This is a genomic window from Laceyella sacchari, from assembly GCF_024927925.1.
Lineage (GTDB): Bacteria > Bacillota > Bacilli > Thermoactinomycetales > Thermoactinomycetaceae > Laceyella > Laceyella sacchari.
On the sequence record NZ_CP103866.1, the window covers coordinates 1,310,956 to 1,326,947 of the forward strand.

Consider the following 15,992-nt stretch of genomic DNA (forward strand, 5'->3'; position numbering starts at 1 on the left):
TTTACGCTATGTTTAATAAAATTTTAATCGCAAACCGCGGTGAGATTGCCGTTCGCATCATCCGCGCTTGCCGCGAACTGGGGATCAGCACCGTCGCCGTCTATTCAGAAGCGGATCGCGATGCGTTGCACGTGACTTTGGCGGATGAAGCGTATTGCATTGGCCCGGCGGCGGCTCGAGACAGCTATCTAAACATGACTAACCTGCTGAGCACGGCGACCTTGGTGGGAGCAGACGCCATCCACCCTGGCTATGGTTTTTTGGCGGAGAACGCCGATTTTGCGGAATTGTGTACGGCATGCAACATCACTTTCATCGGCCCTTCGCCAGAAGCGATTGTTAAGATGGGGGATAAGACCACGGCGCGCGAGACCATGAAAGAGGCGGGAGTGCCGACCGTTCCCGGGACTGAAGGCGTGATCGATGATCTGGAAGAAGCGGCCAAAACCGCGGCAGAGATCGGGTACCCTGTTATTGTGAAAGCGACAGCAGGTGGCGGCGGTAAAGGAATGCGTGTCGTTTACAACGAAGAAGAGCTTACGCGTGCAATCACCTTGGCGCAAAAGGAAGCGGAAGCCAACTTCGGAAACTCCGGTGTTTATCTGGAGAAATTTTTGGTTGAGCCCCGCCATATTGAAATTCAGGTGCTGGCTGACAATTACGGCAATGTGATTCATTTGGGTGAGCGGGATTGCTCCATCCAGCGCCGCTACCAAAAACTGATCGAAGAGGCGCCTTCTCCAGCGCTGAGTGAAGATTTGCGCTCCCGTATGGGTGAGGCAGCAGTGAAAGCGGCGGAGTCTGTACAATACTCCGGTGCGGGGACAGTCGAATTCTTGCTGGACAAAGACGGTAATTTTTATTTCATGGAGATGAACACCCGGATTCAAGTGGAACATCCGGTGACCGAGTTGATCACTGGAATCGATTTGGTCAAAGAACAGATTCGCATTGCCGCCGGAGAAAAATTAAAATGGAAACAGGAAGACATTCGTTTCGACGGTTGGTCGATTGAATGCCGGATCAATGCGGAGCGGCCGGACAAAAACTTCATGCCGTCTCCGGGTAAGATCCAATTCTACCTACCTCCGGGCGGAAATGGCGTGCGCATTGACAGCGCCTGTTACCAAGGGTATCAAATTTCCCCATTTTATGATTCGATGGTGGCCAAACTGATCGTTTGGGGGAAAGACCGGCAGGAGGCAATCGAACGTATGAACCGCGCGCTCAAAGAATTTGCGATCGATGGCGTGCACACGACCATTCCGTTCCATCTGAAGGTGTTGAACCATCCCAACTTTGTGTCAGGTGACTTCCATATCCAATTCTTGGAGAAGACTAATTTAAACGAGGAGGATCGGCATGAGTGATTTGTACCAAAACGACGCGAACCAACTTGGCAAAGTAGAGATCGCTCCAGAAGTGATTCAATTGATTTCGGGCATCGCAGCTTCCCAGGTGGACGGTGTGATCACCCTTAGCGGAGGGGTTGTTGGGGACATCAACCAACTGCTGGGACGTAAAAACCTGAAGAAAGGAATTCGCGTTGATCTGGAAGACCAACTTACGATTGACTTGGCGGTTGTGGTACAATATGGTTTCCATATTCCAGATGTGGGCCGCGAAATCCAAGAGCAAGTGAAGACGGCAGTAGAGAGCATGACCGGTTTGACAGTCGATAAAGTAATTGTTCGCGTAGATGGGATCAAGATGCCGCCGGAGAAATCCGAGTGAAAATCCTTTCACTCTTTCCCGCGCGCGTAGAGTCGAGAACCATGCAAGAGACGGTGTTTCTCTGGGCAAAATACGAATGAGGCAGGCACCGCTTTGATGCGCGACGGCCGATCAAACAAGCTCGATAATATGGATGCGCAAAATTATGGGACCGGGCAGACACTGCTCGGGCTTCTTTTTGGAGGAAGGTTTTAATGAGCAGAAGAATCGCACGTGAAAGAGTGATTCAAGCATTGTACGAATGTGAGTTTCATCCCGATGAAGAGACGGATGTGATCCGGACGCGAGGTGAAAAGCTGGAACAGGAAGATCAGGCATTTTACCTCCGTCTGGCGCAAGGGGTGAGGGAGCACCAGGCTACCATTGATCCGATGATTGAACGTCATTTAAAGGAAGGCTGGTCACTCTCCCGCATCTCTTCCGTGGATCGGGCGATCATGCGGTTGGCGGTCTATGAGTTGATGCATGAAGTGGACACGCCGCGAGCCGCTATTTTAAATGAGGCGGTCGATTTGGCCAAGGCGTTTGGCGGTGTTGAATCTGGCCGTTTTGTCAACGGGGTGTTAGGGCGGTTGGTTGCTGATCTCCCTCCCCAACAGCAAGTGGACAATCAAGAGATCAACTCATAAGAGGGAGGGGTGCCCCCCCTCTCATTTTATCTTTACATCCAAGAGTGAACAGGATAAACTGAACATTAATGAGTGAAATTGCTATTAATGTTAAGAAATAAGGATGTGGATAAAATGACGGCAACCATTATCGACGGAAAAACAATCGCAAAAGAATTGCGTAGCGAATTGAAAATCGAAGTGGCTAAATTAAAGGAAAAAGGCTTGATTCCAGGCCTTGCAGTGGTGTTGGTAGGCAATCATCCAGCATCGGAATCCTATGTGAAAGGGAAAATTCGCGCTTCTGAAGAAGTGGGAATCAACTCCCAGCTAATCCGCCGCGAATCGTCTATTTCCGAACGAGAGCTGTTGGAGCTAATCGAAACGCTCAATGTCGACCCTGCCATCCATGGGATTTTGGTACAATTGCCATTGCCAGATCATATCAATCCGGACAAGGTGATTGCTACCATTTCTCCCGCCAAAGATGTGGATGGATTTACACCAGTCAACGTTGGCAACATGGTTATTGGCCAAGAAGCACTTTTGCCTTGCACGCCTCATGGCATCATGCATTTATTGCAACGAAGCGGCGTACCAATCGCTGGAAAGCACGCCGTTGTCGTCGGTCGGAGCAATATTGTGGGCAAACCGATCTCCCTGCTTCTCCAACGTGCTGACGCCACTGTCACCATGTGTCATTCCCGGACGGCTGATTTGGCTTCCCATACCAAGCAGGCCGATATAGTGATCGCGGCAGTAGGGCGGCCGGAGATGCTGACTGCCGAGCATGTTAAACCGGGTGCGGTAGTCATTGACGTTGGTGTTAACCGCCATGAGGGGAAACTGGTTGGTGATGTCAAGTTTGACGAAGTTAAGGAGATCGCTTCCGCCATCACTCCTGTTCCGGGCGGGGTAGGCCCGATGACGATTGCCATGTTGATGCGCAACACGGTAGAAGCGGCCAAAAGAATTGGCAAATAGGCATGGACGGTAGCCGCAGAACATGATAAGGTGAGAAAAGGTTTTACTCATTCTTACAGACAAAGTGAGGGAAGATGATGATCCGTGAACCCGAACGTTGGTCGGTAACGGATTTGGTTCAACATCTTTACCGCAAGCTGGAAGACGACGATAGCTTAAAAGGGGTGTGGGTGGAAGGGGAGATTTCCAATTTCTCGCAACACACCCATAGCCGCCACATGTATTTCACTTTGAAAGATGAAAATGCCACCCTGAATGCAGTGATGTTCGCAGGCAACAATCGCCGCTTGCGATTTGTCCCCAAAAATGGGGACCGGGTGCTGGTCAAGGGTTATGTTTCCATCTATCAAAAAAGTGGAAGCTTGCAACTTTACGCCCAAGACATGCGTTTGAGCGGAGTGGGCGACTTGCATGTGGCGTTTCAGCGCTTGAAAGAGCAGTTGGCTGCTGAAGGGTTGTTTGATGCCCCGAAAAAAGCTATTCCCGCGTTTCCCAGAACCGTTGGCGTGATCACTTCCGCACATGGAGCGGCGGTGCGCGACATTATCTCGACGATGCGCCGCCGCTATCCCCTCACGCGCATTTTGTTGCATCCTGTGTCGGTTCAGGGGGAAAAAGCGGCTTCGGAGATCGCAGCGGCGATTGACCGGATGAACCTGCACCTGGAAGCAGATGTGTTGATCGTGGGGCGGGGCGGCGGTTCGCTTGAGGAGTTGTGGGCGTTTAATGAAGAGATCGTGGCCCGCGCCATTTATCGTTCTCAGGTACCCGTGATTTCCGCAGTGGGTCATGAGACAGACGTGACGATCAGTGATTTTGCGGCTGACGTGCGAGCGGCGACACCAACCGCCGCTGCTGAGCTGGTGGTCCCCCATGTGGAAGATCTGAAAGCGCGGGTCGCATTGCTATCTCAACGGTTGTTACGGGCGCAAATGGCTGTACTTGATCGGGCTCGTGAGCGGTTGGAGAAAAGCGTGGATCGACCGATTTTTAAATATCCCCATGCCCGTTTGCACCAATACGTGCAACGGCGCGATGAGTTGGAGGCTAGATTGGAGCGTGCCATGGTGCAGCTTGTCCGGGAGAAACGCCAAAGCTTGGCAAATGAGCGTGTCCGGTTGGCCGCGCATCATCCCCAAGAACGGATCAGACAACTGCGTGAACGCGTCGCCGTCTTGGAGCGCAATCAGCGCCAGGCGATGTTGCAACAGTTAAACGGTATGCGCCAGAAGCATCTAGCATTGGTGGCTCAATTGGACGCCCTAAGTCCGCTCAAAGTGATGCAACGCGGCTATTCGCTCGTGTACCGACACGCAAACGGTGAGTTGGTGAAATCAAGGCAACAAGTCCGGCCTGGAGATCTGATCCGGGTACGGGTGGCTGACGGCCAACTCAAATGTCAAGTTTGGAGATCGGAGGCAAATGGCGATGAGTGATCCAATCGATCTGACGCAACTGGAGTCGCTCCCCTTTGAGAAGGCGTTGGAGCGGCTGGAAGAAGTGGTGCAGCTGTTGGAACGGGGAGACGCACCCCTGGAACAGGCCATCCAGTTGTTCGATGAGGGGATGAAGCTTTCCCACCTCTGCGGGAAAAAGCTTGAGTGGGCCGAACAACAGGTGGAAATGTTGATGCAAGAAAACGGGGAATGGATAAAAAAACCGTTTGTGGCAGAGGAGGACTTGGATTAGGTGCAGATACAAAGCTACATGAGAGAAAAAGCCAAGCTCGTACATCAGGCCCTTGACGATTACACAGCCGGATTAGAAGGGATTCCTTCTGTTTTGAAGGATGCCATGCGGTATTCTCTTTTAGCCGGAGGTAAGCGTTTTCGGCCTGTTCTTGTCTTGGCGACAGTGGAAGCGCTTGGGGGAAACACTCAGCAAGCGTTGCCTTTCGCTTGTGCCATTGAAATGATTCACACTTATTCCCTGATACATGATGATTTGCCAGCAATGGATGATGATGATGTGCGCCGTGGTATGCCGACAAATCATAAAGTCTATGGCGAAGCGCACGCGATATTGGCGGGTGACGCCTTGCTGACGGAAGCGTTCGGGATTATGGCCCGCGCGGCAGGAGAAACGGGAGTTGCACCGGAAGTGGCTTTGGCGCTGATCAATGAAGCCTCCGTGGCTGCAGGTGCCAAAGGCATGGTTGGCGGTCAGGTGGACGACTTGCTAGGCGAAGGGCGCACGGTGACGCTGGCTGAACTGGAAAGCATTCACCACCGGAAAACGGGAGACCTGATCGCGTTTTCTGTACGTGCAGGAGCGATGGTAGCTGGCGCAGATGAAGAGGCTTTGGCGGCTTTGACCCGATATGCGTATCGGTTGGGATTGGCGTTTCAAATTCAAGACGATATTTTGGATGTCATCGGAGATGCTGTGCTGATCGGCAAGCCGGTTGGTAGTGACGAAGCCAATCAAAAATCTACGTATCCCGCTTTGCTCGGGCTGGAGGAGTCTAAAAAGCGACTCAATGAAATAACCGAGCAAGCCAAAAACGCCATCATCGGGCATGATGGGATCAATCCGGAGCGGTTGCTTCAAATTGCCGACTATCTTTTGGCTCGCGACAGGTAAGTTCTGCAAGGTGCTAAGGCGATAAGCTTATGCTATAATAAAATGTACTACTGAAGAGTGGCGCAGTATTCTAGTCAGCCCACCACCTCTGAAGGCGGGCCTAAAAATCCGCTAAAGGGCACATCGATGAAGTTCTTGGTGTTGGCTTGTGGCGCCCAGCTATGGGCTGATGCTGAGAGTTAAGGTTGAAGGGCGATCCGCAATGGCATGCGGGCGTTGACCCTTCTTCCGCGGAGGCCCAATGTTCGTCGTGTACGCTCTCATGCGGGAACGACGGCTTGGGGTATGAACCTGCATCTCGGGATCAACTGGGTGTAGCGTAGCCTGCCTTGAGTGACAGGGTGGGGATATCGTGCTCCGCTTCAAAGCGGAACGCGGTTGAAAGCTCTGTTGCAAAAGAGGCTAGGAGACTGGAACGGGCTGTTGAGGAAAACTCCTAGACTGTTTGCCAAAAAGGCATGGCCATCTAGGGATTAAAGTGCGGACTGAGTGGCAGTCCAGTCCGGCATTCGGTGACGGTGCCGAGAGGGGTTGTAAAGGGAAACCGCCAGATCGGCGACGATCGGGATACCCCTTTGGGAAAGCCTACTGGACCTAAGCCGCAGAGTTTACCTAGGTTGTCGCCACTCTTCTCACATATAGGGTTGAAAACCGGGGAAATTACATAGGGATGAAGAGTTAAGCTGCGAAAACCGGTCCATCATGAGACCGGCATTTTTCTGGAATGTTGGGGATGAAGGGGATTTTTACCTGATGGTTTCATTACTCCGAAAATCTATGCGCTGGGCGATTACTGTCAGTCTGATATCCGCATTTATCGCCTGTATTTTGACCGTCTCTTCCCAAACCGTGCTTCGAGGGATGTCCTGGGGTGGGGGGATGATGGTCCTGCTGATGATTGTGGCGATCGGGATCGGATTTGACATGTTGGGCATCGCCGCTGCGGCCGCTTCTGAGAAACCGCTTCACGCCATGGCGGCCCAAAAGATTCCCGGAGCCAAAGAAGCCATTGGCATCGTGAGGCGGGCAGACCAATTCTCCAACTTCTGCAATGACGTGGTTGGCGATATCAGTGGAGTGATCAGTGGTGCAGTCGCTGTTGCCGTGGTGGCTTCATTTGTGATATCTTTCCCAGAATTAAAGCTAAGTAGCGGGGCGGTCGATATCGTGTTGGTTTCGCTCATCTCCGCGCTGACTGTTGGGGGAAAGGCGCTCGGCAAGACCTTATCCATTCATTATTCCAATCAGATCATATTCAGGGTTGGTAAATTTTTTTATTGGATAAACCGACAGTTTCGACTGTCTTTGTTTCATGTGAAATCGAATAAGAAAAGAAAGCGAAAGCGAGGCGTTATCCGTGCTCCTCGAACAGATTAATTCTCCGGATCAACTTAAACGGTTGTCTGTGGAAGAATTGCCGAAATTAGCAGAGGAAATCCGTCAATTTCTTATAGAGAGTTTATCCAAAACAGGAGGCCATTTGGCGTCCAATCTGGGCGTGGTTGAGTTGACCATCGCCCTGCATTATTTGTTTGACAGTCCACGGGACAAAATGTTGTGGGACGTGGGGCATCAAGCATATGTGCATAAAATTTTGACAAATCGCCGGGAGATGTTTCCCACCTTGCGGCAATACAAAGGATTGTGTGGATTCCCGAAAATGCGGGAAAGTGAACACGATGTGTGGGAAACAGGGCACAGTAGTACATCCCTGTCTGGTGCGATGGGGATGGCTACAGCCCGTGACCTCAAAGGCGAGGACAATAAAGTGATCGCCATCATCGGTGATGGGGCTCTGACAGGTGGAATGGCGCTGGAGGCGTTGAACCACATCGGCGAAACCAAGAAAGATCTGATGGTCATCTTGAACGACAACGAGATGTCGATCAGTCCTAACGTGGGCGCGTTGCACAACCATTTGGCGCGCTTGCGGACCAACAAAAGTTACAACAAAATCAAAGAAGAAGTAGAACAGCTGCTTATGAAGATCCCCACGGTAGGCGCACCTTTTGCCAAAACGGTGGAGCGGATCAAAGATAGCTTGAAATATCTAGTCGTCTCTGGTGTCCTGTTTGAAACTCTCGGATTTACCTATATCGGTCCTGTGAATGGCCACAAGCTGGACGAATTGATGGAGAGCTTGCGATTGGCCGGCAAAACAAAAGGGCCGGTGTTGGTTCACGTCGTGACCAAAAAAGGATATGGCTACAAACCCGCTGAAAATGATTCTGTTGTGTATCACGGCGTCGGCACATACAAAATCGAATCGGGCGCGTTCCAGAAAAAAGCGGGCGGGGCGCCTGCGTACCCAGCGGTGTTTGGAGACACTTTGGTTCGTTTGGCAGCGAACGATGAGCGAATTGTGGCTGTGACGCCCGCGATGTTGACGGGCTCCAAATTGGAGAAGTTTCAAGCGGCTTATCCTGATCGGTGTTTCGATGTGGGAATTGCTGAACAACATGCGGTCACTTTTGCCGCCGGTTTGGCAACACAAGGGATCAAGCCGGTGTTGGCCATTTATTCTACTTTCTTGCAGCGTGGCTACGACCAAGTGGTGCATGACGTGTGCCGCCAGAACTTACCTGTGGTCTTTGCCATTGACCGGGCCGGCTTTGTCGGCGAGGATGGTGAGACGCACCAAGGGATCTACGACATCAGCTTCTTGCGAAACCAACCGAACTTGGTCATCATGATGCCGAAAGACGAAAATGAATTGCAGCACATGTTGTATACGGCGGTAAACCATGATGGCCCCATTGCTGTCCGCTATTCCAAAGAAGCTGGGGTAGGCGTGCCTATGGATGAGGAATTCCGCACCATTCCGATCGGCAAGTCAGAATGTGTGCGGGAAGGGAATGATGTGGCGATTCTGGCGTTCGGCAACATGGTGCCCATCGCTTTGGCCGCAAGTGAGCGCTTGGCGGCTGACGGCATTGAAGCTCGCGTGATCAACGCTCGGTTTGCAAAACCGCTCGACACGGAGTGCCTGGATGAGTTGGCGCGGGAGCAGATTCCGGTGTTTACGGTGGAAGAGGCTTGCATCGCGGGTGGATTTGGTAGCGCCGTATTGGAATACTACGCCGCTCAGGAACAAGTTGGGATGGTTGTAAAAGTGTTGGGTGTGCCAGATTATTATGTAGAACACGGCAGCATTGCCGAGCAACGCGCCGAGGTGGGGCTTACACCTGACGCAATCGCCGAAGAAGTGCGGCGACACGTTGCGCAAAAAATCCAGAAAGCATGAGGGTTGCAAGTGGAAAAAGAACGTCTTGACATATTGCTTGTGAATAAAGGCCATTTTGCAAGTCGTGAACAAGCGAAACGCTCCATTATGGCCGGCCTTGTATTGGTGAATAATGAACGGGTGGACAAAGCGGGGATGAAAATCCCCGTTGATGCCGTGATTGAGGTGAAAGGCGAGCTTCATCCATATGTTTCTCGCGGTGGGTTGAAGCTGGAAGAAGCCCTGCGGGTTTTTCCGATTCAAATGGAGCAACGCGTGGTGCTAGACATCGGGGCATCCACGGGTGGTTTCACTGATTGTGCGTTGCAAAATGGGGCAAAACAAGTGTACGCCATCGATGTCGGATATGGACAATTGGCTTGGAAATTGCGCCAAGACGAACGTGTGATCGTGATGGAGCGCACCAATTTCCGATACCTTGAACCAGAAGACCTCAAAGGAGCGACTCCTGACTTTGCGGTGATCGATGTGTCTTTCATTTCCCTTAAACACATCTTGCCGACACTGAAAAAGCTGTTGCAACCACAAGGGGAAGTGATTGCGCTGATCAAGCCGCAATTTGAAGCCGGCAAAGAACAAGTGGGCAAAAAGGGAATCGTCAAGGACCCAGCCGTTCACCGACAGGTATTAAGCCGTTTTGTGCAGATGGCCACTGAGCTTGGCTTTGATGTGCGGGGGTTGGCCCCTTCTCCGATCAAAGGAGGCGAAGGGAACATCGAGTTTCTCGGTTACTTGGTTTTGGAAGAGGCCGTGACGCCAGGCGACTTGTCCGAAGATATCGCGCAAGTTGTAACGGCGGCCCATAACAGATTCTAAAGGAAGCACGAGGCGCCCATAAGCTGGGTGGCAGATCCCGCTAATCTCTTATTGGTGGCAGGGTTCTGCGCCCTTGATGCGAATAATTAGGAAAAGGGGGGAGGGGAATGGCCCAACAACCTGGAGATACCCTCGTTCTTTTTCTGATATTGGGCGCCATCTTGTATTTAATCGCCACCCAATTCATACCGCGCTTCAGGGGCAATTCTCCCTCGGAGCCAAAGGAGGAATTCCGGGGAGAAGTGCCTGATCTGTTGAGGGAAAACGGGTATGAAGTCATAGGCGGCAAAGAGAGAATCCCTCTTTCGATCGAGATGGATGACAAGGAATATGAGAGCCGCCTGTACATTGATTATATCGCCAGACAAGACGAGGAATGTTATATTGTAATCGTGGCGAGGCAACGAAAGCCTCTGCGGTTGTCAGGTGCTGGATTGCGCGACTTTTTCCTCGCGTATTATCTGTTGTGTCAACCTGATGGCTTGTTATACGTCGATCGTGAAAAAAGAACGGTCAAGCGCATTTTTTTTGATGTGCCAGAGTTGCCGTTTCACGCCAAACGGTCGCGAGCTGGGTTAGCGGTGTACGGCGGTATAGGTTTGGGTGCGCTTTTGTTGTGGTTGATACTATTCTGACGGATTTGAGAGATAGAGGTGGAACTGTTGAAAACCATCGGCATCACAGCGAACCAAAGCAAATCGAAGAGTGTGCAAGTAGCGGAGCGATTGGTTCACCTCTTGGAGGAACGCGGGGCTGAAGTCCTTGTGGACAACGCTTTGGCCATGCGATTAGAACGGCCGGATCTTGGGTTGGAATTGGAGCGATTTACCGAACGCGTGCAATTGGTTTTCGTGTTGGGAGGGGACGGGACGCTCCTCGGCGTGGCCCGGCGTTTTGCCGCGGCGGGATTGCCGATCTTGGGGTTCAACTTGGGACAGCTAGGTTTTCTGTCGGAAGCGGAGCCGGATGATCTGTCTATGACCGTCGACCGTGTGTTGAATGAGGATTATACCATTGAACAGCGGCTGATGCTTGAAGCTGAGGTGTTGCGTGGCAACGAGGTAGTCGAAACGGGAATTGCTCTGAATGACATTGGCATTTCCAAAGGTTCGTTCGGACGGATGATCCAATGTACGGCTTATATGGATGGGATGTTTCTGGGGACATATTCCGGTGATGGCTTGATCGTGTCCACGCCAACCGGGTCAACGGCGTATTCGCTTTCTTGCGGAGGGCCGATTGTTTATCCGGGCATACAGGTGCTTTTGCTGACACCGATTTGCCCTCACACCCTAACATCGCGGCCCATGGTTCTTCCTGCAGAAGCGGTGTTGGAAATCCATGTTTCCGCCGTCCATCGCGAAATGGCGATTACCATCGACGGGCAGATCGGATATTGTTTGAGGGAAGGGGACGTAGTGCGGGTGAAACGCTCCCGCACTCCCGCACACCTGATCAAATGGCAAGACCGTTCTTTTTTTGAAGTGGTTAGGAAAAAACTTCAAGGAGAAAGTGTGGACAGTAGGGTAGGAGGAAAGTGATGAAGGCTCAGCGTCATATTAAGATTCGTGAAATCATCAGCATGAAGGAGATAGAAACCCAAGACGAATTGGTGGAAGAGCTGAAGAAGGCGGGTTATAACGTAACGCAAGCCACTGTTTCCCGGGATATCAAGGAATTGCAGTTGGTGAAAGTGCCCACCTCCAAGGGAATCTATAAATATTCAGTGCCGTCTGAAGACAAGCGGATCAATCCGCTCAAAAAACTGAAGCGCACCTTGCAGGAATCGTTTGTCTCCATTGATGCGAGTGAAAATCTGATCGTATTGAAGACATTGCCGGGCAACGCTCATGCGATCGCTGCTTTGATGGATCATCTGGATTGGGATGAGTTATTGGGGACACTGGCGGGAGATGACACCATATTGATTATTTGCCGTTCGAAAGAAAAAGCACCAGAGCTAGTGCAACGCTTCTTGGATCTGGTATAAGGGGCGATAGGAAGAGATGCTCAAAGAACTCGTTATTCGCCAATTTGCGATCATTGAAGAGGTTCGGCTGCAATTGAGTGAAGGTTTTCATGTTTTGACGGGCGAAACGGGTGCCGGTAAGTCTATTTTGATTGACGCACTCGGATTGGTGATCGGTGGGCGCGCCTCTGCAGAATTTGTGCGGTACGGCGCGGACAAGGCGGAGATCGAAGCTGTGTTTGAAGTATCTGCTTCCCATCCTGCCTATGCGTTGCTCCAGGAGTGGGGTTTTGCCGCTGATGAGTTAGACACCTTAATCATCCGCCGGGAAATCACCGCAAACGGTAAAAGCGTCTGCCGAATCAATGGCCGTATGATCACGCTTGCCATGCTCAAACAGATGGGGCAGACGCTGTTGGACATTTCTGGACAGCATGAACACCAAGCCCTCTTGCGCGTAGAAGAGCATTTGTCCTGGCTGGATACGTTTGCGGGGAAAGAAGTGATCGCCTTCAGGGAGCAGTATCAAGCCCGGTTCCGAGAATATCAGGCGCTCAAGAAAGAATTGGCTCGCTATCGTATGGATCAGCAGGACTTGGCGTACCGTGTGGATATGTTGCAGTTTCAGGCACAAGAGATTGAAGCCGCGGCATTGGTGCCGGGCGAGGAGGAAGAACTTGAGCAAGAGCGCAGCCGCCTGGCTCACGCCGAAAAACTGATGATGCATACCACTCACGCTTATCAACACTTAAACGGCGAACAAGGCGGATTGGAGCAGGTGCAGGAAGCGTTGACGCATTTGGAAGGAATGGCGGAAGTGGATGAGTCGCTTAGCGGTTTGTTGGAAAGCGCTCAATCCGCTTATTATCAGCTGGAAGAGGCAGCGCGCGCCATTGGTCGTTACCGGGATGCGTTTGAATATGATCCGGGTCGTCTGAATGAGGTGGAAGAGCGCTTGCACTTGATTAAGCAGCTGAAGCGGAAGTACGGCGATTCGATCGAGGAAATTCTGGCTTACGGGGACAAGGTTCGTCAGGAATTGAGTCAACTGGAACATCGAGAAGAATCTGTGGCTGAATTGGAAGAGAAGATTGCTTCCGCGGAAACCGACCTTTATGCGTTGGCTAAAACACTGACCCAATTGCGCAAAGAAGCTGCTGCCCAACTGGAAACCAAAGTGGAGCAAGAACTGGCTGATCTGAATATGGCTTCAACCGTATTTCATGTGGCTTTTTATTCTGAAACATACCAAGCGAATGAACTGTTGCCACATGGGCAGGATATGGTGGAATTCCAAATCGCACCCAATCCGGGCGAACCGCTCAAGCCTCTCACCAAAATTGCCTCCGGCGGGGAATTGTCACGGATCATGCTGGCACTAAAATGCATTTTTACCGCCACCGACAGTGCGGACACCTTGGTCTTCGATGAAATCGACACTGGGGTGAGCGGACGAGCGGCCCAGGCGATTGCTGAGAAAATCGCGGTGGTCGCCAGACAAAATCAAGTCTTGTGCGTTACCCACCTGCCGCAAGTGGCCTGTATGGCAGATCATCATTTTTATATTTCCAAAGAGCTAAAAGAGGATAAAACGTGTACCAAAGTGGATCGCCTCGACCGTCGCGGCCGCACCATGGAGTTGGCCCGGTTGTTAGGTGGAGTGGAAGTGACCAACCGCACGATGCAACACGCGGAAGAGATGATCCGTTTGGCTGAAAAAGTGAAGCGTTATGGATAAATGCCGTTGATCGAATTCAAGGGGGATGCCTTTGGTCGGTCAAAGGCATTTTTTATGTTGGGGAGGAAGCATTTGTCGAACATAAAAGCCCAAGGGCGCGGTTAACTTAAAGTTAGTAAAGACCACGAATTAGGCGGAGGGGTAGGCGGGAAGCTTGAGGAGAGTGATGATGAAAATGAACAGGATTTCAGCAAAAAAGTTCTTTGGCTTTCTCCTCGTGCTTCTCATCATGTTGGGAAGTACCACCACGACATTTCGTCAATTTACCAACTTTCCCCGGGAAATTCGTCTCCTTCAGGGAGAATGGCGCAAGCTTCAGCTCTCCATGCCTGTAACAGCTACGGCTAATGTTTCCAATCCAGCTGTTCTTCATGTGAATGGTGCGGCAAACGCCCGCGTGCCGCTTGATCTCAAGCAGCCAATGACCTTGTCGCCGCAAGCGGTCGGCAAGACGCAACTGACTTTGAAGTTGTTTGGGAAGCTGCCGATTAAACAGGTGGATGTCCAGGTCTATCCCCAGTTAAAAGTGGTACCGGGAGGACAATCCATCGGCGTCAAATTGCGTTCAGATGGGGCATTGGTCGTGGGGCATCATGTGGTGCATACCAAAAATAAAGAAGTGAAATCTCCGGCCGAACAAGCCGATATTCGCGTCGGGGATTATTTGGTACGCATGAATGGCAAACCGGTGAAGGAAATCAGGGATGTGGCTGATGCCGTCAATCAGGCCGGCAAAGAGAAGCGGGTGCTAAACATGGTTGTCATGCGTGATGGGAAGAAGAGAACCGTGTCGATTCGACCTGTGTTTGACGAAAAAGAGCAGATGTATCGTTTGGGTCTTTACATCAGGGATTCCGCGGCGGGAGTGGGAACACTCACTTTTTACGACCCGGCTCATCAGGTATATGGCGCGTTGGGACATGTTATCACCGACATGGACACCGGCCAGCCGATTCGGGTGGGTGATGGAAAAATCGTGCAATCGAGTGTGACATCGATTCAAAAAGGGGAATCAGGGGAGCCTGGAGAAAAACGGGCGATATTCTTCCAGGAGCATCAGGTCTTGGGCAATATCAAGAAGAACACGCCATTCGGGATATTCGGGCAATTGGGCGACATGCCCGGAGCAGGCGAAGCAAAACAGGCGATTCCTGTCGCCTTGGCCGATCAGGTGAAAGAAGGGCCGGCCAAAATCTTAACGGTCGTTGAAGGGCAAAAGGTGGAAGCGTTTGATATACAAATCCTGCATGCGCTACGGCAAAAGTATCCGGCAACCAAAGGCTTAATCATCAAAGTAACTGACCCGCGTTTATTGAAAAAAACCGGGGGCATTGTACAAGGGATGAGCGGTAGCCCGATCCTTCAAAATGGTAAATTAGTCGGAGCTGTAACTCATGTGTTCGTCAATGATCCGACTTCTGGTTATGGAACGTTTATCGAATGGATGTTGCAGGATGCGGGCGTGATGCAAACTTCAGCGGGTACCCTTTCGGGTTCCGCTGTGTTTTTGTGTTACAATAACGGAAAATTGGGAAAGGAAGGCGGAGGAAATTGATCAGCGAGTGGATCAGACAATCGAACAAAACGGTGATTTTTACAGGTGCGGGAATGTCGACGGAAAGCGGGTTGCCGGATTTTCGTTCTGCTAAGCAAGGAATGTGGCGGGACAAAGATCCAACCTATTATGCCAGTACCTATGCGCTGACTCATCACCGTGACCCATTTATCCAGTTTTATCGCCAGCGGATCAAAGGCTTGCTCAAGGTAAAGCCTCACGAAGGGCATACGGTGTTGGCTGAATGGGAAAAGAAAGGTTGGATCGATGGGATTGTCACGCAGAATGTCGATGGGCTTCATCAAGCGGCGGGCAGCAAGCGGGTGGCTGCGTTGCACGGTAGCTTGCGGGAGCTCGTTTGCATGGAGTGCCAGAAGACCTACCCCGCGCAAAAGTATGAGACAGACGCCGGCACAATGTGTGTTTGTGGAGGTTTTATCCGCCCGAAGGTGGTGCTGTTTGGGGAAAATTTGCCGGAGCAGGAGGTAGCGCGGGCCGAAGCGCTGATTGACGGAGTGGAATTGTTGATTGTACTGGGTTCTTCCTTGCAAGTGAGTCCGGCCAACTTCTTTCCCGTTCGTGCAAAGGAACAAGGGGCCAAGCTGGTCATCATCAATTGGGAGCCCACTGATTTTGACGCTGAGGCCGATTTGGTGGTAAACGGGGAGAAGATTGGTGCTTGGCTACAGCAAGTGCATGCCGAACTGTTAATAAAAAACAAGCCCGTTGGTTAAACTTAACGCAACGGGCTTGTACATTTA

The 15,992-nt window shown here is 51.4% G+C and carries 16 protein-coding genes; all 16 read left to right on the top strand.

The window, feature by feature from the left end:
- Window positions 1-8 precede the first annotated feature (8 nt).
- The gene (accC, locus tag NYR52_RS06535) at window positions 9-1,370 is read left to right on the top strand and encodes an acetyl-CoA carboxylase biotin carboxylase subunit (RefSeq protein WP_022736166.1); all 1,362 of its coding nucleotides are present in this window, start codon (window positions 9-11) and stop codon (window positions 1,368-1,370) included.
- Window positions 1,363-1,734 (top strand): Asp23/Gls24 family envelope stress response protein, encoded by a 372-nt coding sequence (locus NYR52_RS06540; RefSeq protein ID WP_022736167.1) that lies wholly within the window; start codon window positions 1,363-1,365, stop codon window positions 1,732-1,734. The genes accC and NYR52_RS06540 overlap by 8 nt, the downstream gene beginning before the upstream one ends.
- A 194-nt stretch (window positions 1,735-1,928) precedes the next feature.
- Window positions 1,929-2,363 carry a transcription antitermination factor NusB gene (gene nusB / locus NYR52_RS06545; RefSeq protein ID WP_022736168.1) on the top strand — a complete coding sequence of 145 codons (435 nt, stop codon included), beginning with the start codon at window positions 1,929-1,931 and terminating at the stop codon, window positions 2,361-2,363.
- 114 nt (window positions 2,364-2,477) lie between these two features.
- Complete coding sequence (gene folD, locus NYR52_RS06550) at window positions 2,478-3,326, top strand: bifunctional methylenetetrahydrofolate dehydrogenase/methenyltetrahydrofolate cyclohydrolase FolD (protein ID WP_259436540.1); 849 nt, start codon at window positions 2,478-2,480, stop codon at window positions 3,324-3,326.
- Between the two features lie 74 nt (window positions 3,327-3,400).
- Window positions 3,401-4,762, top strand: coding sequence for an exodeoxyribonuclease VII large subunit (gene xseA, locus NYR52_RS06555; protein WP_132220112.1), 1,362 nt, complete (start codon window positions 3,401-3,403; stop codon window positions 4,760-4,762).
- Window positions 4,755-5,015 (top strand): exodeoxyribonuclease VII small subunit, encoded by a 261-nt coding sequence (xseB, locus tag NYR52_RS06560; RefSeq protein ID WP_246026840.1) that lies wholly within the window; start codon window positions 4,755-4,757, stop codon window positions 5,013-5,015. Before xseA ends, xseB begins: the two co-directional genes overlap by 8 nt.
- A complete protein-coding gene (locus NYR52_RS06565) occupies window positions 5,016-5,909 on the top strand; it encodes a polyprenyl synthetase family protein (protein ID WP_246026841.1) in 894 nt (297 codons plus the stop codon).
- Window positions 5,910-6,662: 753 nt separating this feature from the next.
- Window positions 6,663-7,286, top strand: a complete 624-nt coding sequence (locus tag NYR52_RS06570) for a hypothetical protein (protein WP_246026842.1) — start codon at window positions 6,663-6,665, stop codon at window positions 7,284-7,286.
- On the top strand, window positions 7,267-9,153 hold the full coding sequence (dxs, locus tag NYR52_RS06575; RefSeq protein WP_259436541.1) for a 1-deoxy-D-xylulose-5-phosphate synthase: 1,887 nt from the start codon (window positions 7,267-7,269) through the stop codon (window positions 9,151-9,153). The genes NYR52_RS06570 and dxs overlap by 20 nt, the downstream gene beginning before the upstream one ends.
- Window positions 9,154-9,156: 3 nt before the next feature.
- On the top strand, window positions 9,157-9,969 hold the full coding sequence (locus NYR52_RS06580) for a TlyA family RNA methyltransferase (RefSeq protein WP_259436542.1): 813 nt from the start codon (window positions 9,157-9,159) through the stop codon (window positions 9,967-9,969).
- Between the two features lie 107 nt (window positions 9,970-10,076).
- Window positions 10,077-10,604 (top strand): hypothetical protein, encoded by a 528-nt coding sequence (locus NYR52_RS06585; RefSeq protein WP_259436543.1) that lies wholly within the window; start codon window positions 10,077-10,079, stop codon window positions 10,602-10,604.
- Window positions 10,605-10,631: 27 nt separating this feature from the next.
- Window positions 10,632-11,510: an NAD(+)/NADH kinase gene (locus NYR52_RS06590; protein ID WP_132220950.1), complete on the top strand. Its 879-nt coding sequence runs from the start codon at window positions 10,632-10,634 to the stop codon at window positions 11,508-11,510.
- Window positions 11,507-11,959, top strand: coding sequence for a transcriptional regulator AhrC/ArgR (ahrC, locus tag NYR52_RS06595; RefSeq protein WP_029071792.1), 453 nt, complete (start codon window positions 11,507-11,509; stop codon window positions 11,957-11,959). The genes NYR52_RS06590 and ahrC overlap by 4 nt, the downstream gene beginning before the upstream one ends.
- A 16-nt stretch (window positions 11,960-11,975) precedes the next feature.
- Window positions 11,976-13,676 (top strand): DNA repair protein RecN, encoded by a 1,701-nt coding sequence (gene recN, locus NYR52_RS06600; protein ID WP_259436544.1) that lies wholly within the window; start codon window positions 11,976-11,978, stop codon window positions 13,674-13,676.
- A gap of 175 nt (window positions 13,677-13,851) precedes the next feature.
- Window positions 13,852-15,231, top strand: a complete 1,380-nt coding sequence (gene spoIVB, locus NYR52_RS06605; protein ID WP_259436545.1) for a SpoIVB peptidase — start codon at window positions 13,852-13,854, stop codon at window positions 15,229-15,231.
- Window positions 15,228-15,965 carry an NAD-dependent deacylase gene (locus NYR52_RS06610; RefSeq protein WP_054095396.1) on the top strand — a complete coding sequence of 246 codons (738 nt, stop codon included), beginning with the start codon at window positions 15,228-15,230 and terminating at the stop codon, window positions 15,963-15,965. The genes spoIVB and NYR52_RS06610 overlap by 4 nt, the downstream gene beginning before the upstream one ends.
- Window positions 15,966-15,992 lie beyond the last annotated feature (27 nt).